General features: G+C 61.3%; 28 protein-coding genes. 1 reads left to right on the plus strand and 27 read right to left on the minus strand.

The features are described 5' to 3' along the window. Window positions 1-76 precede the first annotated feature (76 nt). The 22 genes from TV39_RS15305 to rpsJ all read right to left on the minus strand — a co-directional run bounded on the left by TV39_RS15305 (window position 77) and on the right by rpsJ (window position 12,069). Window positions 77-646 carry an adenylate kinase gene (locus TV39_RS15305; RefSeq protein WP_200891039.1) on the minus strand — a complete coding sequence of 190 codons (570 nt, stop codon included), beginning with the start codon at window positions 644-646 and terminating at the stop codon, window positions 77-79. A gap of 5 nt (window positions 647-651) precedes the next feature. Then, window positions 652-1,962 carry a preprotein translocase subunit SecY gene (gene secY / locus TV39_RS15310; protein ID WP_043483015.1) on the minus strand — a complete coding sequence of 437 codons (1,311 nt, stop codon included), beginning with the start codon at window positions 1,960-1,962 and terminating at the stop codon, window positions 652-654. Window positions 1,963-2,150: 188 nt separating this feature from the next. Continuing rightward, window positions 2,151-2,645: a 50S ribosomal protein L15 gene (gene rplO, locus TV39_RS15315; RefSeq protein WP_011692793.1), complete on the minus strand. Its 495-nt coding sequence runs from the start codon at window positions 2,643-2,645 to the stop codon at window positions 2,151-2,153. After that, a complete protein-coding gene (gene rpmD, locus TV39_RS15320; protein ID WP_011692794.1) occupies window positions 2,646-2,852 on the minus strand; it encodes a 50S ribosomal protein L30 in 207 nt (68 codons plus the stop codon). It lies immediately after the preceding gene. A gap of 3 nt (window positions 2,853-2,855) precedes the next feature. Beyond that, a complete protein-coding gene (gene rpsE / locus TV39_RS15325; protein WP_200891032.1) occupies window positions 2,856-3,533 on the minus strand; it encodes a 30S ribosomal protein S5 in 678 nt (225 codons plus the stop codon). A 26-nt stretch (window positions 3,534-3,559) separates the two neighbouring features. Beyond that, on the minus strand, window positions 3,560-3,943 hold the full coding sequence (rplR, locus tag TV39_RS15330) for a 50S ribosomal protein L18 (RefSeq protein WP_011692796.1): 384 nt from the start codon (window positions 3,941-3,943) through the stop codon (window positions 3,560-3,562). A 2-nt stretch (window positions 3,944-3,945) separates the two neighbouring features. Next, window positions 3,946-4,482: a 50S ribosomal protein L6 gene (rplF, locus tag TV39_RS15335; RefSeq protein ID WP_028269576.1), complete on the minus strand. Its 537-nt coding sequence runs from the start codon at window positions 4,480-4,482 to the stop codon at window positions 3,946-3,948. 18 nt (window positions 4,483-4,500) lie between these two features. Next, a complete protein-coding gene (gene rpsH / locus TV39_RS15340) occupies window positions 4,501-4,899 on the minus strand; it encodes a 30S ribosomal protein S8 (protein ID WP_011692798.1) in 399 nt (132 codons plus the stop codon). Between the two features lie 86 nt (window positions 4,900-4,985). Next, window positions 4,986-5,567 (minus strand): 50S ribosomal protein L5, encoded by a 582-nt coding sequence (gene rplE / locus TV39_RS15345; RefSeq protein ID WP_011692799.1) that lies wholly within the window; start codon window positions 5,565-5,567, stop codon window positions 4,986-4,988. Further along, on the minus strand, window positions 5,567-5,926 hold the full coding sequence (gene rplX / locus TV39_RS15350) for a 50S ribosomal protein L24 (RefSeq protein ID WP_043483017.1): 360 nt from the start codon (window positions 5,924-5,926) through the stop codon (window positions 5,567-5,569). Before rplX ends, rplE begins: the two co-directional genes overlap by 1 nt. A gap of 3 nt (window positions 5,927-5,929) precedes the next feature. Then, window positions 5,930-6,298, minus strand: a complete 369-nt coding sequence (gene rplN / locus TV39_RS15355; RefSeq protein ID WP_003803789.1) for a 50S ribosomal protein L14 — start codon at window positions 6,296-6,298, stop codon at window positions 5,930-5,932. A gap of 415 nt (window positions 6,299-6,713) precedes the next feature. Then, entirely contained in the window at window positions 6,714-7,022 is a 309-nt protein-coding gene (rpsQ, locus tag TV39_RS15360) for a 30S ribosomal protein S17 (RefSeq protein WP_011692801.1), read from the minus strand. Next, window positions 7,019-7,348: a 50S ribosomal protein L29 gene (gene rpmC, locus TV39_RS22805; RefSeq protein WP_043483019.1), complete on the minus strand. Its 330-nt coding sequence runs from the start codon at window positions 7,346-7,348 to the stop codon at window positions 7,019-7,021. Before rpmC ends, rpsQ begins: the two co-directional genes overlap by 4 nt. A gap of 2 nt (window positions 7,349-7,350) precedes the next feature. Then, complete coding sequence (gene rplP / locus TV39_RS15370) at window positions 7,351-7,767, minus strand: 50S ribosomal protein L16 (RefSeq protein ID WP_011692803.1); 417 nt, start codon at window positions 7,765-7,767, stop codon at window positions 7,351-7,353. Beyond that, window positions 7,768-8,601 carry a 30S ribosomal protein S3 gene (gene rpsC / locus TV39_RS15375; protein ID WP_043483021.1) on the minus strand — a complete coding sequence of 278 codons (834 nt, stop codon included), beginning with the start codon at window positions 8,599-8,601 and terminating at the stop codon, window positions 7,768-7,770. After that, the gene (gene rplV, locus TV39_RS15380) at window positions 8,602-8,967 is read right to left on the minus strand and encodes a 50S ribosomal protein L22 (protein ID WP_003803798.1); all 366 of its coding nucleotides are present in this window, start codon (window positions 8,965-8,967) and stop codon (window positions 8,602-8,604) included. Window positions 8,968-9,005: 38 nt separating this feature from the next. Continuing rightward, window positions 9,006-9,287 (minus strand): 30S ribosomal protein S19, encoded by a 282-nt coding sequence (rpsS, locus tag TV39_RS15385; RefSeq protein ID WP_011692805.1) that lies wholly within the window; start codon window positions 9,285-9,287, stop codon window positions 9,006-9,008. Between the two features lie 12 nt (window positions 9,288-9,299). Then, window positions 9,300-10,139, minus strand: coding sequence for a 50S ribosomal protein L2 (rplB, locus tag TV39_RS15390; protein ID WP_028269580.1), 840 nt, complete (start codon window positions 10,137-10,139; stop codon window positions 9,300-9,302). A 29-nt stretch (window positions 10,140-10,168) separates the two neighbouring features. Further along, window positions 10,169-10,474, minus strand: coding sequence for a 50S ribosomal protein L23 (gene rplW / locus TV39_RS15395; RefSeq protein WP_011692807.1), 306 nt, complete (start codon window positions 10,472-10,474; stop codon window positions 10,169-10,171). Continuing rightward, on the minus strand, window positions 10,471-11,088 hold the full coding sequence (gene rplD, locus TV39_RS15400) for a 50S ribosomal protein L4 (protein WP_011692808.1): 618 nt from the start codon (window positions 11,086-11,088) through the stop codon (window positions 10,471-10,473). The genes rplW and rplD overlap by 4 nt, the downstream gene beginning before the upstream one ends. 4 nt (window positions 11,089-11,092) lie before the next feature. Further along, entirely contained in the window at window positions 11,093-11,743 is a 651-nt protein-coding gene (gene rplC / locus TV39_RS15405; protein ID WP_011692809.1) for a 50S ribosomal protein L3, read from the minus strand. 17 nt (window positions 11,744-11,760) lie between these two features. Next, window positions 11,761-12,069, minus strand: a complete 309-nt coding sequence (gene rpsJ, locus TV39_RS15410; RefSeq protein WP_003803825.1) for a 30S ribosomal protein S10 — start codon at window positions 12,067-12,069, stop codon at window positions 11,761-11,763. Window positions 12,070-12,481: 412 nt separating this feature from the next. Here rpsJ and TV39_RS15415 point away from each other — a divergent pair, with 412 nt between their 5' ends. Beyond that, window positions 12,482-13,909: a GH1 family beta-glucosidase gene (locus TV39_RS15415; protein WP_043483024.1), complete on the plus strand. Its 1,428-nt coding sequence runs from the start codon at window positions 12,482-12,484 to the stop codon at window positions 13,907-13,909. A gap of 8 nt (window positions 13,910-13,917) precedes the next feature. Here TV39_RS15415 and TV39_RS22740 read toward each other — a convergent pair whose 3' ends face one another. The 5 genes from TV39_RS22740 to fusA form a co-directional block, all read right to left on the minus strand. After that, the gene (locus TV39_RS22740) at window positions 13,918-14,043 is read right to left on the minus strand and encodes a hypothetical protein (protein WP_268747788.1); all 126 of its coding nucleotides are present in this window, start codon (window positions 14,041-14,043) and stop codon (window positions 13,918-13,920) included. A 38-nt stretch (window positions 14,044-14,081) separates the two neighbouring features. Further along, window positions 14,082-14,264, minus strand: coding sequence for a hypothetical protein (locus TV39_RS22140; protein ID WP_144406435.1), 183 nt, complete (start codon window positions 14,262-14,264; stop codon window positions 14,082-14,084). Between the two features lie 12 nt (window positions 14,265-14,276). After that, window positions 14,277-14,525 (minus strand): hypothetical protein, encoded by a 249-nt coding sequence (locus TV39_RS15420; protein ID WP_144406436.1) that lies wholly within the window; start codon window positions 14,523-14,525, stop codon window positions 14,277-14,279. An 871-nt stretch (window positions 14,526-15,396) separates the two neighbouring features. Next, window positions 15,397-16,587: an elongation factor Tu gene (tuf, locus tag TV39_RS15425; protein WP_003803827.1), complete on the minus strand. Its 1,191-nt coding sequence runs from the start codon at window positions 16,585-16,587 to the stop codon at window positions 15,397-15,399. 262 nt (window positions 16,588-16,849) lie between these two features. Beyond that, window positions 16,850-18,964, minus strand: a complete 2,115-nt coding sequence (gene fusA / locus TV39_RS15430) for an elongation factor G (protein ID WP_043483030.1) — start codon at window positions 18,962-18,964, stop codon at window positions 16,850-16,852. Between the last annotated feature and the right edge of the window lie 62 nt (window positions 18,965-19,026).

Consider the following 19,026-nt stretch of genomic DNA (forward strand, 5'->3'; position numbering starts at 1 on the left):
CGATGGTACGGGACGCGCCCTTCCTGGCACTGAAGGCAAGCCGGGTTCGGCGGCCTCGGTGTGCGGTAGCCCTAAATCAGGCTGCCTGCGCTGCCTTGATGGCCTGCATCACGCGGTCGGTGACCTCGTCGATGCCGCCGATGCCGTCAACCTGGGTCAGGATGCCGCGCTCGGCGTACTTGGCCACAACGGCCTCGGTCTGCTCGTGGTACAGGTCCAGCCGGTGGCGGATGACGGCTTCGTTGTCGTCGCTGCGGCCGGTTTCCTTGGCACGGCCCAAGAGGCGGTGCACCAGTTCCTCGTCATCGGCAGTCAGCTGCAGGACGACGTCCAGCTTCTGCTCACCGATGGCGAGGATCTCATCGAGGTAGTCCACCTGCGCGGTGGTGCGCGGGTAACCGTCCAGGAGGAAGCCGTTTTCGACGTCGTCCTCGCCCAGGCGGTCACGCACCATCTTGTTGGTGACGCTGTCCGGCACGAAATCGCCGGCATCCATGTACTTCTTGGCCTCGACGCCCAGCGGCGTCTCACCCTTGACGTTGGCGCGGAAGATATCGCCGGTGGAGATCGCAACGACGCCGAGGCGCTCGGAGATCCGATCCGCCTGCGTTCCCTTGCCTGAACCCGGAGGTCCGATAATCAGCATTCTCGTCATCGCAAAAGCCCTTCGTAGTGACGTTGTTGTAGCTGCGCGTCAATCTGCTTGACCGTTTCCAGGCCCACGCCCACCATGATCAGGATCGAGGTGCCGCCAAACGGGAAGTTCTGGTTGGCGTTGATCAGGACCAGGGCGACCAGCGGGATCAATGCCACGAAGCCCAGGTAGAGGGCGCCGGGCAGGGTGATCCTGGAAAGGACGTACTGCAGATAGTCCGCCGTCGGCTTGCCGGCCCGGATGCCCGGGATGAAGCCGCCGTACTTCTTCATGTTGTCGGAAACCTCTTCAGGATTGAAAGTGATTGCGACATAGAAGTAGGTAAAGAAAACGATCATGGCGAAATAAAGCGCCATGTAGATGGGGTGGTCACCCTTCGTGAGGTTGTTGTTGATCCACTCAACCCACCACTGCATCGGTTCGCCCTGCTTGGGCTGGTTGAACTGCGAGATCAGGCCCGGCAGGTACAGCATCGAGGATGCGAAGATGACGGGCACAACACCGGCCATGTTCACCTTGATGGGGATGTACGTGCTGGTGCCTCCCACAGTCCGCCGGCCGATCATGCGCTTGGCGTACTGGACAGGGATCCTGCGCTGGGACTGCTCCACGAAGACCACGAGGGCCACAGTAAGCAGGCCGATGACCAGGACCATAAAGAAGGTGCCAGGACCCTGGGCCTTCCAGATGGCACCCAGGGAGGTGGGGAAGCCGGCTGCGATCGAGGTGAAGATGAGCAGCGACATGCCGTTGCCCACGCCCTTCTCCGTCACGAGCTCACCCATCCACATGATCAGGCCGGTGCCGGCCGTCAGGGTGATGATGATGAGGATCGTGGTGATGACACTCGAGTCGGGGATGATGTCCAGCTGGCAGTTGGGCAGCAACTGGCCGGAACGCGCCAGCGACACCAGCGTCGTGGCGTTCAGCAGGCCCAGGGCAATGGTCAGGTAACGCGTGTACTGCGTCAGCTTGGACTGCCCCGAGGCGCCTTCCTCGTAGAGCTGCTGGAACCGGGGAATGACCACCCGGAGCAACTGCACAATAATGCTGGCCGTGATGTACGGCATGATGCCCAGCGCGAAGATGGACACCTGCAGCAATGCACCGCCGCTGAACAGGTTGACGAGCTGGTAGATCCCGCCCGAGGTCTGACCGTTCTGCAAGCATTGCTGGACATTCTGGTAGCTCACACCAGGCGAGGGGATAAAGGCACCCAAGCGGAAGATTGTGATGATTCCCAGCGTGAACAACAACTTGCGTCGCAGATCAGGCGTGCGAAAGGCCCGGCCAAATGCGCTAAGCAAGCGTCCTCCTGTTGTGTTAATAAAGTCGTGTGAGATAGGTCAATAAAACCCAACAACCGAGTCTAACGGGTTCATGCGCCCGGCGAACAATCGGAGAGGTCCCAAATGATAAAAAACTCCCGGTATGCAGGGCCTGGGCCCCGCGTACCGGGAGTCTTCACAACGGGTGTCTGCCCCGCCGTCCTCTATTAGAGGGCGGTGGTGCTGCCGCCTGCTGCTGCAATCTTTTCTGCGGCGCTGGCCGAGAATGCGTGGACGGTGACGTCAACCTTGACGGTGATGTCGCCGGTGCCCAGCACCTTGACGGGCTGGTTCTTGCGAACGGCACCCTTTTCGACCAGGTTCTCCACGGTGACTGCGCCACCTTCCGGGAACAGCTCGTTGAGCTTGTCCAGGTTGACAACCTGGTACTCAACCCGGAACGGGTTCTTGAAGCCGCGCAGCTTCGGCAGGCGCATGTGCAGCGGCAGCTGGCCGCCGGCAAAGCCAGCCTTGATCTGGTAGCGGGCCTTCGTACCCTTGGTACCGCGACCAGCGGTCTTACCCTTGGAACCTTCACCACGACCAACACGGGTCTTGGCGGTCTTGGCACCCGGGGCGGGACGCAGGTGGTGAACCTTCAGTGCGTTCTGCTTCTCAGCAGCGGCGCCCTGTGCCTTTTCGGCGGTGTTCTTCTCTGCCATTTACTTCGCCTCCTCTACCTTTACCAGGTGCGGAACCGTGTTGAGCATACCCACGGTCACGGCGTCAGCGGTGCGGACAACGGTGTGTCCGATCCGCTTGAGGCCGAGGGACCGCAGCGTGTCGCGCTGGTTCTGCTTGCCGCCAATGGCGGACTTGATCTGAGTGATCTCCAACTGAACGTCAGAGGGAATCAGGTTCTTAGCCATGGCTCAGACACCCGCCTTCTGGTTCATGAGCGCCTTCACCATTGCGGCCGGAGCGATCTCATCGAGCGGGAGGCCGCGGCGTGCTGCCACTGCTGCCGGCTCTTCGAGGCGCTTCAGTGCATCAACGGTCGCGTGAACGATGTTGATGGCGTTGGAGGAACCGAGCGACTTGGAGAGGATGTCGTGGATGCCCACGCACTCCAGTACTGCACGGACCGGACCACCGGCGATAACACCGGTACCGGCGGAAGCCGGACGCAGCATGACGACGCCTGCGGCGGCCTCACCCTGAACACGGTGCGGGATGGTGCTGCCGATGCGGGGAACGCGGAAGAAGGACTTCTTGGCCTCTTCAACGCCCTTTGCGATTGCGGCAGGAACTTCCTTAGCCTTGCCGTAGCCAACGCCGACCATACCGTTGCCGTCACCGACAACGACGAGGGCGGTGAAGCTGAAGCGACGACCACCCTTGACGACCTTGGAAACGCGGTTGATGGTTACAACGCGCTCTACGAACTGGCTCTTTTCGGCTTCGCGGCCACCATCGCGGCCACCACGGCCACCACGGTCGCCACGGCCCTGGCCGCGGTCGCCACGCTCGCCACGACGAGCGCCACGGCGGTCGTCAGTGGTAGCAGGCGCAGCGGTCTCAGTTGCCGGAGCAGCTACAGCTTCAGTCACCTGAATGTCCTTTTCGTTATTTTCGGTCACAGTGACAGCCCACCTTCACGTGCGCCGTCAGCGACGGCGGCGATCCGGCCGTGGTACTTGTTACCACCGCGGTCGAAGACAACAGCTTCGATACCGGCAGCCTTGGCACGCTCGGCGACCAGTTCGCCAACGCGCTTGGCCTTGGCGGTCTTGTCACCGTCGAATGCACGAAGGTCGGCTTCCAGTGTGGACGCGCTCGCTACGGTCAGGCCCTTGGTGTCATCGACAACCTGGACGAATACGTGGCGTGCGGAGCGGTTGACGACCAGGCGAGGGCGTACAGCCGTTCCGGAGATGCGCTTGCGGATACGAAGCTGGCGACGGCTGCGTGAAGCAGACTTGCTCTTGTTCGTACGCTTCTTGTTAATTGCGATGGCCATGGTTACTTACCAGCCTTTCCGACCTTGCGGCGGATGACTTCGCCGGCGTAGCGGATGCCCTTGCCCTTATAGGGGTCCGGCTTCCGCAGCTTGCGAATGTTGGCAGCAACCTCGCCGACCTGCTGCTTGGAGATACCTGAAACAGAGAGCTTGGTCGGGGTCTCTACTGCAAAGGTGATGCCGTTCGGTGCCGAGACGTTGACCGGGTGGCTGTAGCCCAGAGCGAACTCCAGGTCAGAACCCTTGGCCTGGACGCGGTAACCGGTACCGACAATCTCAAGCTTCTTCTCGTAGCCTGCGGTGACACCCTGGATCATGTTGGCGATCAGGGTGCGGGTCAGGCCGTGCAGCGAACGTGAGGCGCGCTCGTCGTTCGGGCGGGCGACAGTCAGGGTGCCATCTTCCAGGGTGACCTCGATCGGGCTGGCCACAGTGTGGCTCAGCTCGCCCTTGGAACCCTTGACGCTGACGACAGAGCCGTCAACCTTGACCTCAACGCCGGCAGGAACGGTGATGGGGAGACGTCCAATACGTGACATTATTCTCTTCCTTTCCCGTTACCAGACGTAAGCGAGGACTTCGCCGCCCACGCCCTTCTTGCCGGCCTGCTTGTCAGTCAGGAGGCCGGAAGAGGTGGACAGGATTGCGACACCCAGGCCACCGAGCACGTGCGGCAGGTTGGTGGACTTCGCGTAAACGCGGAGTCCCGGCTTGGAAATACGACGAACGCCAGCGATTGAACGCTCGCGGTTCGGACCGAACTTGAGCTCGAGGGTCAGCTTCTTGCCAACCTCAGCGTCTTCTTCTTTCCAGGAGGCGATGTAACCTTCGGCCTTCAGGATGTCGGCAACGCGTGCCTTGAGCTTGCTGTACGGCATAGTCACGGTGTCGTGGTATGCCGAGTTTGCGTTGCGCAGACGCGTAAGCATGTCTGCGACGGGATCTGTCATGGTCATGTTGGGCTCTTGCCCTTCCTCATAACGGTTTCCGCCCTGCCATCCCCTGGGGGACGCGGCAAGGCCGGACCTTCTATGTAGCTAGATTAAGCTTCGGTCTTGAACGGGAAACCAAGCGCCTTGAGCAGCGCGCGGCCTTCGTCGTCGGTCTTGGCAGTGGTCACGACGGTGATGTCCATGCCGCGAACGCGGTCGATGGAATCCTGGTCGATCTCGTGGAACATAACCTGCTCGGTCAGACCGAAGGTGTAGTTGCCGTTGCCATCGAACTGCTTGCCACTGAGGCCCCGGAAGTCACGGATACGCGGCAGAGCCAGCGTGACCAGACGGTCCAGGAATTCCCACATGCGGTCTCCACGCAGAGTTGCGTGTGCACCGATGGGCATGCCTTCGCGCAGCTTGAACTGAGCGATCGACTTGCGGGCCTTGGTTACCTGCGGCTTCTGACCGGTGATCAGGGTCAGATCGCGGACAGCGCCGTCGATCAGCTTGGAGTCCTTAGCGGCATCTCCAACACCCATGTTCACAACGACCTTGACCAGACGGGGAACCTGGTTGACGTTTTCGTACTTGAATTCCTCAATGAGCGTGCTCTTGATGGAATCCGCGTACTTGGTCTTCAGACGAGGAACGATCTTGCTTGCCGGAGTCTCGAGAGTCTCAGTCATTAGATGTCCTTCCCTGAGCTCTTGGCCACGCGGATGCGTACTTCGCGCTGCTTGCCGTTGCGCTCAACGGTTTCAGTGCGGAAGCCGACGCGGGTGGGCTTCTTGGTGGACGGGTCAACCAGAGCCACGTTGGAGATGTGGATCGGGGCTTCGACAACCTCGATGCCACCGGTCTTGGTGCCGCGCTGCGACTGACCGACCTTGGTGTGCTTGGTTACGCGGTTAATGCCTTCAACCAACACGCGGTTGGTATCCGGGAATACGCGCAGAACCTTGCCCTGCTTGCCCTTGTCGCCGCCGCGCTCAGCCTTGGCGCCAGTGATGACCTGAACGAGGTCACCCTTTTTGATCTTAGCCATGGACTAGAGCACCTCCGGAGCCAGAGAAACGATCTTCATGAACTTCTTGTCACGGAGTTCACGACCAACCGGTCCGAAGATACGGGTACCGCGGGGGTCACCGTCGTTCTTCAGGATCACAGCTGCGTTCTCGTCAAACTTGATGTAGGAACCATCCGCACGGCGGCGTTCCTTCTTGGTACGGACGATGACAGCCTTGACGACATCGCCCTTCTTTACGTTGCCGCCCGGAATTGCGTCCTTGACGGTAGCGACGATGACGTCGCCAATGCCTGCGTAGCGACGGCCAGATCCACCGAGAACGCGAATGGTAAGGATTTCCTTAGCACCCGTGTTGTCGGCGACCTTGAGTCGCGACTCCTGCTGAATCACTATTTACTCCTTGCGTCGCGCTGGTTCTCAGACCGAAAATCTTCCTACGGAATGAGCCTTGCGGAACGGTTGATCGGGGTGTCTCTTGACCTGCCTGGATTTTGCCAGACCAGGCCTAAACTCCCGTGCCAAAAACATTTGCATCCCAGGCGATACCGACGAGTCGGGGCGCATGGGGGCACTATGCCGTGGCACGATTGTTTACGAGGTTGATGACGGCGCACGAACGGCGCCATACAAACTCAAAATCTTAGCACGTTTTGGGCCAATCCCCATATCACAGCCGCGGAGCCGTTGACTGACCGCTCCCCCGCCCGGCGTGCGTGGCGGATCGCTCCCGGACACGGAGAAGCCCCCGTTCCCACAGAGGGGAACGGGGGCTTCTCGCACAAGCCTGGCAGCAAAGCTGCCGGTGTTACTTGGCCTTTTCGAGGATCTCCACCAGGCGCCACCGCTTGGTAGCGGAAAGCGGGCGGGTCTCGGCGAGGAGAACGAGGTCGCCGATGCCGGCGGTGTTCTCTTCGTCGTGAGCCTTGATCTTCGTGTTGCGGCGGATGACCTTGCCGTAAAGGGCGTGCTTCACGCGGTCTTCGACCTGGACAACGATGGTCTTTTCCATCTTGTCCGAGACGACGTAGCCGCGCTTCGTCTTACGGTAACCGCGCTCGTCAGCCTTGGCTGCGCCGGAAACAGTTTCCGTCACGTTCTCGTCCTTTTCACTCACTTGGCATCCTCCTCGGTCTCAACCGTTTCAGCCTTTTCGGCCTTCTTGGTTGCAGCCTTCTTGGATTTCTTTTCTTCCTTGGCTTCCACAACCGGTGCGGCAACCTCGGCACGAATGCCCAGCTCGCGCTCACGGAGAACGGTGTAGATGCGTGCGATGTCCTTCTTTACCGCGCGCAGACGACCGTGGTTCTCCAGCTGACCGGTGGCGGACTGGAAACGCAGGTTGAACAGCTCTTCCTTGGACTTGCGGAGTTCTTCAACGAGACGCTCGTTGTCGAAACCGTCCAGCTGCGCGGGTGCGAGATCCTTCGACCCTACTGCCATTTCTACTCACCACCTTCGCGACGCACAATGCGTGCCTTCAACGGCAGCTTGTGGATTGCCAGGCGCAGTGCCTCGCGAGCTACCTCTTCACTGACACCGGAGAGTTCGAAGAGAACCCGGCCCGGCTTGACGTTTGAGACCCACCATTCCGGAGAACCCTTACCGGAACCCATACGGGTTTCAGCAGGCTTCTTCGTCAGCGGACGGTCCGGGTAAATGTTGATCCAGACCTTGCCGCCACGCTTGATGTGGCGGGTCATTGCGATACGGGCAGATTCGATCTGACGGTTCGTGACGTAGGCCGGGCTCAGCGCCTGGATGCCCCACTCACCGAAGGAGACCTTGGTGCCGCCCGTAGCAGCGCCGGAACGACCCGGGTGGTGCTGCTTACGGTGCTTGACTCGACGTGGGATAAGCATTTAAGCCTGTCCTCCTTCTACTGCCGGTGCAGCTGCCTCAACCGCAGGAGCTTCAGCAGCAGGTGCTGCTTCGGCTGCCGGGCGGTCGGTACGACGACGGCGGTCACCACGGTCAGCGCCACCCGGGCGGCCCGGGCGATCGCTGGCACCACGGCCACGGGACGGAGCAGCAGCTGCCTGCTGAGCCAGTTCCTTGGAGGTGACGTCACCCTTGTAGATCCAGACCTTCACGCCGATACGGCCGAAGGTGGTCTTGGCTTCGTAGAAGCCGTAGTCGATGTTCGCGCGGAGGGTGTGCAGGGGCACACGGCCTTCGCGGTAGAACTCCGAGCGGGACATTTCAGCGCCACCCAGTCGACCGGAGCAAGCGATACGGATGCCCTTGGCACCTGCACGCTGCGCGGACTGCATTGCCTTCTTCATTGCACGGCGGAATGCCACGCGGGAAGTCAGCTGCTCCGCAACGCCCTGGGCAACAAGCTGTGCTTCCATCTCGGGGTTCTTGACCTCGAGGATGTTCAGCTGAACCTGCTTGCCGGTGAGCTTTTCGAGCTCGCCGCGGATGCGGTCTGCTTCAGCACCGCGGCGGCCGATAACGATGCCCGGACGTGCCGTGTGGATATCCACGCGGACACGGTCGCGGGTGCGCTCGATCTCAACCTTGGCGATGCCGGCGCGCTCCATGCCCGTGGACATGAGCTGGCGGATACGGATGTCTTCGCGAACGAAGTCCTTGTACCGCTGACCGGACTTGGTGCTGTCAGCAAACCAGTGCGATACGTGATCGGTGGTGATGCCGAGTCGGAACCCGTGCGGGTTAACTTTCTGTCCCACTTAGCGAGCCTCCTCTTTCTCCGGGGTAGCGACTACCACGGTGATGTGGCTCGTGCGCTTCTTGATCTGAAATGCACGACCCTGGGCACGCGGCTGGAACCGCTTCATGGTCGGGCCTTCATCAACAAACGCTTCGCTGATGATGAGGTCACCTTCGTCAAACGCCACGCCGTCGCGGTCCGCGAGGACCCGGGCGTTGGAGATTGCCGACTGAACTACCTTGAATACCGGCTCCGAAGCTGCCTGGGGGGCAAACTTCAGAATTGCCAGAGCCTCGTTCGCTTGCTTACCACGAACAAGGTTGACGACGCGCCGGGCCTTCATAGGCGTTACGCGGATGTGACGCGCAATTGCCTTGGCTTCCATTGCTTTCCTTCTCTCGTCTTTGACGTAAGTGCAGGCGCCTAGCGGCGCTTGCCCTTACGGTCGTCCTTGACATGGCCGCGGAATGTCCGCGTGGGAGCGAATTCGCCGAGCTTGTGCCCGACCATCGACTCGGTGACAAACACCGGAATGTGCTTGCGTCCGTCGTGCACGGCGATCGTGTGCCCGAGCATGTCGGGGATGATCATCGAGCGGCGGGACCAGGTCTTGATGACGTTCTTGGTGCCCTTTTCGTTTTCCCTGTCCACCTTTACAAAGAGGTGCTGGTCAACGAAAGGACCTTTTTTCAGGCTGCGTGGCATGTGTCCAGGCTCCTATCGCTTGTTCTTGCCAGTACGACGGCGACGAACAATAAGCTTGTCGCTCTCTTTGTTGGGACGGCGGGTGCGACCTTCGCGCTTACCGTTGGGGTTGACGGGGTGACGTCCACCGGACGTCTTACCCTCGCCACCACCGTGCGGGTGGTCAACCGGGTTCATCGCGACACCACGGACGGTCGGGCGAACGCCCTTCCAGCGCATGCGGCCGGCCTTGCCCCAGTTGATGTTCGACTGCTCGGCGTTGCCGACCTCGCCGATCGTTGCGCGGCAGCGCACGTCGACGTTGCGGATTTCGCCGGAAGGCAGACGCAGCTGGGCGAAGCGGCCTTCCTTGGCAACGAGCTGGATCGATGCGCCGGCGGAGCGGCCCATCTTGGCGCCGCCACCCGGACGCAGTTCAACTGCGTGGATTACGGTACCGACCGGGATGTTGAGCAGCGGCAGGTTGTTGCCGGGCTTGATGTCAGCACTGGCACCTGCTTCAACTACGTCACCCTGGGACAGCTTGTTCGGGGCGATGATGTAACGCTTGGTGCCATCAACGTAGTGCAGGAGGGCGATGCGAGCCGTGCGGTTCGGATCGTACTCGATTTCGGCAACGCGGGCGTTGACGCCGTCTTTGTCGTGGCGACGGAAGTCGATCAGACGGTACTGGCGCTTGTGGCCACCACCCTTGTGACGGGTCGTGATCTTACCGGTGTTGTTACGGCCACCCTTTTTCGGGAGGGGACGAACCAACGACTTTTCCGGCGTCGACCGCGTGATTTCAGTGAAGTCCGCTACGCTCGAGCCGCGACGGCCCGGGGTAGTCGGCTTATATTTACGGATTCCCATAATTCATTTCCTCGTTAAAGTGGTCTCCGCTACGCGAGCGGACCGCCGAAGATGTCGATCGTGCCTTCTTTGAGGGTCACAATCGCACGCTTGGTGTTCTTGCGGGTTCCCCAGCCGAATTTGGTGCGCTTGCGCTTACCGGCACGGTTGATGGTGTTGATCGATTCGACCTTGACGGAGAAAATCTTCTCCACGGCCAGCTTGATCTCGGTCTTGTTCGAGCGGGGGTCCACCAGGAAGGTGTACTTTCCCTCATCGATCAGGCCGTAGCTCTTTTCCGATACGACGGGTGCAAGCACGACGTCGCGCGGGTCCTTGATGGTGGCTGCGCTCACTTGGCATCCTCCTCGTTCTTTGCCTTGGCGGCAACGAATGCCTCGTAGGCAGCCTTGGTGAAGACTACGTCGTCAGAGACGAGCACGTCGTAGGTGTTCAGCTGGTCTGCGTACAGAACGTGAACATCTGCGAGGTTGCGCACGGACAGTGCGGCAACATCGTTGGCGCGCTCGATGACAACGAGCAGGTTCTTGCGCTCGGACACGCCGCGCAGCGTTGCCAGTGCTTCCTTGGCGGACGGCTTGGTGCCGGCTACCAGTTCAGCAACAACGTGGATGCGGCCGTTACGGGCGCGGTCAGACAATGCGCCGCGAAGTGCAGCAGCAATCATCTTCTTGGGGGTCCGCTGGCTGTAGTCACGCGGGGTCGGGCCGTGGACAACGCCACCACCGGTCATGTGAGGAGCACGGATTGAACCCTGACGGGCGCGGCCGGTGCCCTTCTGCTTGAACGGCTTGCGGCCTGCACCGGAAACTTCAGCGCGGGTCTTGGTCTTGTGGGTACCCTGGCGAGCAGCAGCGAGCTGGGCAACGACGACCTGGTGCAGCAGCGGCACGTTGGTCTGTACGTCGAAGATCTCTGCAGGCAGGTCAACCTTGACAGTGCTAGTCATTGAACTAGGCTCCCTTCACGGCGGTGCGTACGAGGACGACCTGGCCGCGGGCGCCGGGAACGGCGCCCTTGATGAGGAGCAGCGACTTCTCGACGTCAACTGCGTGAACCGTGAGGTTCAGCGTGGTGTGACGAACGGCGCCCATGCGGCCGGCCATTTTCATGCCCTTGAAGACGCGGCTCGGGGTGGATGCGCCACCGATTGAACCGGGCTTACGGTGGTTCTTGTGTGCACCGTGGGAAGCACCAACGCCGTGGAAGCCGTGACGCTTCATAACACCGGCGAAGCCCTTACCCTTGGTGGTGCCGACGACGTCGATCTTCTGGCCGGCTTCGAAGACCTCAACAGAGAGCTCCTGGCCCAGCTCGTACTCAGCAGCATCTGCGGTACGGAGTTCGACAACGTGGCGGCGAGGCGTGACGCCTGCCTTTTCAAAGTGACCAGCCAGCGGCTTGGTGACCTTGCGGGGATCGATCTGGCCGTAGCCGATCTGAACGGCGACGTAGCCATCAACGTCTGCATTGCGCAGCTGGGTGATGACGTTTGAGTCAGCCTGGACAACAGTGACGGGGATGAGCTTGTTGTTCTCGTCCCAGACCTGGGTCATGCCGAGCTTCGTGCCCAGCAGGCCCTTTACGTTACGGGTTGCGGTCATAGTCTCTCAGCACCTCCCTACAGCTTGATTTCGATGTTCACGTCAGCCGGCAGGTCGAGACGCATAAGCGAGTCAACAGCCTTCGGCGTGGGGTCGATGATGTCGATCAGACGCTTGTGCGTGCGCATTTCAAAGTGCTCGCGGCTGTCCTTGTACTTGTGCGGAGAGCGGATAACGCAGTACACGTTCTTCTCCGTCGGCAGCGGCACGGGGCCGACTACCGTTGCGCCTGCGCGCGTGACCGTCTCAACGATCTTCCGTGCTGAAACGTCAATGACCTCGTGGTCGTATGACTTCAGCCGGATGCGGATTTTTTGTCCCGCCATGTCGCCTGACTCTCTTTCAGTCTGTGCTTCCCCTGTTTGGGGCTGCCCTGTTTACTTACGCGTTGTGCGGCTGCCGAAGCATTTGAAGTCGTAACTACCACCCGCCGCACAAGCTGAATCCGGAAAAATCCGGGTTCCTCAACCTGCCGGCGTAACCGACCCCCGCGGTCGGGCGTGTCGCGCTGTGCACGCGTACTCGTCCGCAATTCCATGGGGAGTGGGTTATGTTTGGTCTCCTACCTGGACCCTGACATCCGGCATTATCCGGATCGGGACGCGAAGGAGCGCTTGAACAACTCATCTAGTATGCCGGATTTTGCGGGCAGATGCGAATCAAGGTATGCCGGGCCCCATCTGCACCTCGTGATACCGGGTCATTGCCTTCAGCAACTGTCGAATGGATGATAGGGGCATGACTGTGCAGAACTCTGCGGCGTTGCAGAGGCTGGCCGAGCGGCTGGACCCGGAATTCGTCCTGGGTGTGGCCGCCGCCGCGTTCCAGATTGAAGGATCCCTCAAGGCTGACGGGCGCGGCCCTTCCGGGTGGGACGCCTTCGCCGAGAAACCTGGCAGCATCATGGACGGCCACTCCCCTGCCGTCGCCTGCGACCATTACAACCGCTCCGGCGAAGACGTGGCCCTGATGCGGGAACTGGGCGTCGACTCCTACCGGTTCTCCATCTCCTGGCCCCGGATCCAGCCCGACGGCCGCGGCTCCTTCAACAGCCAGGGCCTGGACTTCTACGACCGGCTGATCGACCAGTTGCTCGACGCCGGCATCTCGCCGATGGCCACGCTGTACCACTGGGATACTCCCCTGCCGCTTGAACACGGCGGCGGCTGGCTGAACCGCTCCACCGCCGAACGCTTCGCCGAATACAGCGCAGTTGCCGGTGAACGGTTCGGGGACCGCGTGGCGCAATGGGTCACGCTGAACGAGCCGGTATCGGTGACACTGAACGGATACGCACTGGGCGTCCATGCGCCGGGCCACAGTCTCCTCTTCAACGCCCTGCCGTCAATTCACCATCAACTGCTTGGGCACGGACTCGCCGTCCAGGCCTTGCGGGCCGCAGGCGTCACCGGCGCAGTCGGCGTCACCAACCTGCACTCCCCTGTCCGGCCGGCCACCGGCAAGCCTGGCGACAGGATGGTGGCGCGAATTTTCGACATCCTGATGAACCGCGTCTACGCGGACCCCGTCCTGCTGGGCCGCTACCCGAAGCTGCCGCTGGTGGTCCGGCCGTGGTTCCGCTCCATGGGCAAAATCTCCGACGCCGACCTCCGGACCATCCACCAGCCCCTGGACTTCTACGGGCTCAATTACTACTACCCCGTTAAAGTAGCCATGGGCCGCGGGCCCGTCAGCATACCGGCAAACAATTCTGCAGCGCTGGCCCAGTTGCCATTCCACGAAGTGGGCTATCCGGAGTACGAGACCACCGGCTTCGGCTGGCCTGTGGCCCCTAAACACATCGGCATCCTGCTCCGCGAAATGAAGGACCGCTACGGGGATGCTTTGCCGCCGCTGTACATCACCGAGAGCGGAGCGAGCTTCCCGGAGCCGGAGCATGTGACCGGTCCGATTGCCGACTCCAACAGAATCGAGTACCTGGCCAGCCACCTGGGCCATGCGCTGGCAGCGACGTCGCCCGGCGGCCTGGCCGAGGACGTGAAGCTCCTCGGCTACTACGTGTGGACGCTGCTGGACAACTTCGAGTGGGCCGCCGGGTATTCACAGCGGTTCGGGCTGATCCACGTGGACTTCGACACGCTCAAGCGCACGCCCAAGGAATCCTTCTATTGGCTCCAGGCGCTGAGCAGGGCCCGGAGAGCCTGAGCCCGGACCTACTGGTTCTTGTTGGCGCGGTTGATGCGCTTGGCGCGTTCGATCTCCTGTCGGAAGTGCTTCTTCGCCCAGAAGACGCCTACGACGACCACAGCGGCCACCAGGAAGAAAACAAACCAGCCCATGTTGCTGTCCTTTCGTTGTCAGCAACCTTACCAAGGCATCAGTAGGAACCGTCCTGCCGCCCGTCGGATGCCGTCCGCCGTTCGGGCAACGGCCCCGCCTCAGCCGGCGCAGGCTTGGAACGCCCCAGCTTCCACAGGGCAAAGGCAATAAGGCCGACGGCGATCAGCGCCAGCAGCGCGAACGTGTAGGACCGAAGGGCCCACATCAGGCGCAAGGACACTCCGGCCGCGCCTCACCAGACGAACATCCGCTCGCCGATGAGCAGTCCGCACAACAGCAGCGCCGCATGCAGTGCCAGGACCCACAGTTGCTGGCCGCCGGATCCGCCAAAGAGAATGCCCACACCGCTGAGCCCGAGCAGTGCGGCCCCGGAGGCCAACAGGATGCGCCCGGGCGTCCTGAATCCGGAGGTGTAGCGAAGCGCAGCCAGAGCCGCCGCCAGCCACTGCAAGGGCCACGGCAGGGACCACGAACGGGTCAAGCTGCATGAGGGGACGCAGGAGCATGGGCGGAACCCAGCCGGGCTTCACCTGCGACAGCAGCGTTGTGGCCGCAGCGAAGCCAATCATGGCGGCAAAGTACCAAACGAGCGGAGCACCCAGGACAGACACACCGGACCAGGCCGTGGAGACCACGAAGGTGAGCGAGAGGTAGACAAGTACGCGGTTGTCGAGCCGTAGGGCGGCAACAACATATGCCAGCGTTCCAACCATTGACGTAAGGAACCATGCCAGCGGCGCATCCTGAACGGTGAAGTTGTACATCGCGAGGCCTGCCACGGGTACGAGTGCCAGCCCCGTACCGGCAAACGCTACCGCAGCTGGCCGGAGCCGAGGGGCCTTGACGTGCACCGCTAATCCGGCGCCATAGAACAGCGCGGTGATGAGGCAGACTCCGGCAAATCGCAGCACGGCCGGCAGGCTAGTCCCGACGAAGAGCGCACCCGCTGCCACGAGCAACAGGCTCGCGACATAGAGCGTGACATTGATGTTCTGCCGTTCGCGCCTCTCCTTGCGGGCCAGGACTACCGCCGGCGACTCCACCACGAGCTCAAAATCGCCCGGACCGGGGTCCTCCGCGACGGGAGCCCCCGTGGCGGTCACCGCAGCCACGGACGGCCGGCGCAGGGACGGCTCGACAGCTGGAATTAGCGGCCATGCGGACGGATCGCCGGGAAGAAACCAGCAGGACGGCAGCCACGATTTCGGTGTCAGCGCCGCTCCGGAAACCAATTTATCCAGCGATTGGACTAACCCTAGCAAAAAACAGCCCCGCTGCGTAGAAACGCAGCGGGGCTGTTGATAAGTATCAGATGGCCGTCAAACGGCTTCCTGATCCCTGATCGTCAAGTACTACTTGATGATCTTGGTGACACGTCCCGAACCAACGGTGCGGCCGCCTTCGCGGATAGCGAAGCCGAGGCCCTCTTCCATGGCGATGGGCTGGATGAGCGCAACGGTCATCTCAGTGTTGTCGCCAGGCATAACCATTTCCGTGCCTTCCGGCAGGGTGATAACGCCGGTTACGTCCGTGGTGCGGAAGTAGAACTGCGGGCGGTAGTTGGAGTAGAACGGGTTGTGACGTCCGCCTTCGTCCTTGGAGAGGATGTAGACGTTAGCCTCGAAGTCGGTGTGCGGGGTGATGGAACCCGGCTTGACGACAACCTGGCCACGCTCTACGTCATCGCGCTTGAGACCGCGGAGCAGCAGACCACAGTTCTCGCCGGCCCATGCTTCGTCGAGCTGCTTGTGGAACATCTCGATACCGGTAACCGTGGTCTTCTGGACCGGACGGATGCCGACGATCTCGACCTCGGAGTTGATGGCAAGGGTTCCACGCTCGGCGCGGCCCGTAACAACGGTGCCACGACCGGTGATCGTGAAGACGTCTTCGATCGGCATCAGGAACGGCTTGTCGCGGTCACGTACGGGGTCCGGAACGGACTCGTCGACGGCAGCCATCAGGTCCTCAACGGACTTGACCCACTCCGGGTCGCCTTCCAGGGCCTTCAGGCCCGAAACGCGAACGACCGGTGCTTCGTCACCGTCGAAGCCCTGCGAGCTCAGGAGCTCACGAACTTCCATTTCAACGAGGTCGAGGAGTTCCTCGTCGTCGACCATGTCAGCCTTGTTCAGTGCCACCAGCAGGTAGGGAACACCAACCTGGCGGGCGAGCAGAACGTGCTCGCGGGTCTGGGCCATCGGGCCGTCAGTGGCGGCAACCACGAGGATTGCACCGTCCATCTGGGCAGCACCGGTGATCATGTTCTTGATGTAGTCAGCGTGACCCGGAGCGTCTACGTGTGCGTAGTGGCGCTTCTCGGTCTGGTACTCAACGTGGGAGATGTTGATGGTAATGCCGCGCTGACGCTCTTCGGGAGCAGAGTCAATCGACGCGAAGTCACGCTTCTCGTTGAGAGTCGGGTACTTGTCGTACAGCACCTTGGAAATGGCGGCCGTCAGCGTCGTCTTACCGTGGTCAACGTGACCAATGGTGCCGATGTTGACGTGCGGCTTAGTCCGCTCGAACTTTGCCTTTGCCACAGGTTCCTCCTAGAACGTTTTCAAATGACTTACCCTCCGGCTGCGCTTGTCGCGGCCGAAACTTCAGTAAGTCTACTTGGGGGGCTTTGGATTGGTGAAATTGCAGATTCAGGAACTAATACTAGTCCCTCGAGCCTGTTCGTGCAGATGGCCGAAACCCGGCTTGACCGGAGTGCGGCAGGCCTGGAGCCGGCCACCTGCACCGGGCTAGTTTCCGAAAACGGAAACGCACCCGAGTTTGTCGCTTCGAAAGTCGGAAAGACTACTCGCCGCGGGTCTTCTGGATGATCTCGTCGGCGACAGCCTTCGGGACCTCGGCGTAGCTGTTGAACGTCATGGAGTACACAGCGCGGCCCTGGGTCTTCGAACGCAGGTCGCCGATGTAGCCGAACATGCCGGACAGCGGAACGTGCGCGCGGATGACCTTGACGCCCTGGGCATCCTCCATGGACTGCATCTGGCCACGGCGGGAGTTGAGGTCACCGATAACTTCACCCATGTATTCCTCAGGGGTGCGGACCTCAACATCCATCAGCGGTTCGAGCAGAACAGGGTTCGCCTTGCGTGCGGCTTCCTTGAAAGCCATACGGCCGGCGATCTTGAACGCCATTTCCGAGGAGTCAACATCGTGGTAGGCGCCGTCAATCAGCGTTGCCTTGATGCCAACAACCGGGTAACCGGCCAGGACGCCGTCGTTAAGCGCATCCTGGATACCGGCATCGACCGACGGGATGTACTCGCGCGGAACGCGGCCACCAGTGACCTTGTTCTCGAACTCGTACAGCTCGCCACCTGAGGTGTCCAGCGGCTCGATCGCGATCTGGATCTTTGCGAACTGGCCGGAACCACCGGTCTGCTTCTTGTGCGTGTAGTCGTGACGCTCTACAGCGCGCTTGATGGTTTCGCGGTAGGCAACCTGCGGCTTGCCGACGTTTGCCTCGACCTTGAATTCGCGGCGCATGCGGTCCACCAGGATGTCCAGGTGGAGCTCGCCCATGCCGGCGATGATGGTCTGACCGGTGTCTTCGTTGAGGGAGACCTGGAAGGTCGGGTCCTCAGCGGAGAGCTTCTGGATAGCCGTGGACAGCTTCTCCTGGTCACCCTTGGTGTTCGGTTCGATGGCAACCGAGATCACGGGCTCCGGGAAGCTCATGGACTCGAGGACGATCTGGTTGGCGGAGTCGCACAGGGTGTCGCCCGTGGTGGTGTCCTTCAGACCGATGGCTGCGTAGATGTGGCCGGCGGTAGCGCCCTCAACAGGCATTTCCTTGTTGGCGTGCATCTGGAACAGCTTGCCGATGCGCTCCTTCTTGCCCTTGGTGGAGTTAACCACCTGGGCGCCTGCCTCCACGTGACCGGAGTACACGCGGATGAAGGTCAGCTGACCGAAGAACGGGTGCGCGGCGATCTTGAATGCCAGTGCGGAGAACGGCTCTTCGGAAGACGGCTTACGAGTCAGTTCCTTCTCTTCGTCGCGAGGATCGTGACCGATCATCGGGGGGACGTCGAGCGGGTTCGGCAGGTAGTCAACAACAGCATCCAGCATCGGCTGAACGCCGCGGTTCTTGAACGCGGAACCACAGAAGACCGGGTAGATCTCGGAGTTGATCGTCATCTTGCGGATGCCGGCCTTGAGCTCGTCGATGGAGATCTCTTCGCCCTCAAGGTACTTCTCCATGAGTTCTTCGGAGGACTCGGCAACGGTCTCAATGAGCGTTGCGCGGTACTCGTCAGCCTTCTCCTGGAGGTCAGCCGGGATCTCGCGGATCTCGTACTTGGCACCCATGGTGACGTCACCCTTGGCATCGCCAGGCCATACCAGTGCGCGCATGTAGAGCAGGTCGACGACGCCGATGAAGTCGTTCTCGGCACCGATCGGCAGCTGCATGACGAGCGGCTTGGCACCGAGGCGGCTGATGATGGTGTCGACGGTGAAGTAGAAGTCAGCGCCGAGCTTGTCCATCTTGTTGACGAAGCAGATACGCGGAACGTTGTACTTGTCAGCCTGGCGCCAGACAGTCTCGGACTGCGGCTCCACGCCTTCCTTGCCGTCGAACACGGCAACTGCACCGTCGAGGACGCGCAGGGACCGCTCAACCTCAACCGTGAAGTCCACGTGGCCGGGGGTGTCGATGATGTTGATCTGGTTGTTTTCCCAGAAGCAGGTCACGGCGGCAGACGTGATGGTGATGCCGCGTTCCTTTTCCTGTTCCATCCAGTCGGTGGTCGAAGCGCCGTCGTGCGTTTCGCCGATCTTGTGGTTCACACCTGTGTAGAACAGAATGCGCTCGGTGGTGGTGGTCTTGCCGGCATCAATGTGGGCCATGATGCCGATATTGCGGACCTTACTAAGGTCGGTAAGCACGTCCTGTGCCACGGTGTCTCCCTTTCGGATGGACTACACGTTCGCCGCCGGCTCGTCAGAGCCGGCGGCGTCCG

Source organism: Arthrobacter sp. SPG23 (assembly GCF_000876655.1).
Classification (GTDB): Bacteria; Actinomycetota; Actinomycetes; order Actinomycetales; family Micrococcaceae; genus Arthrobacter.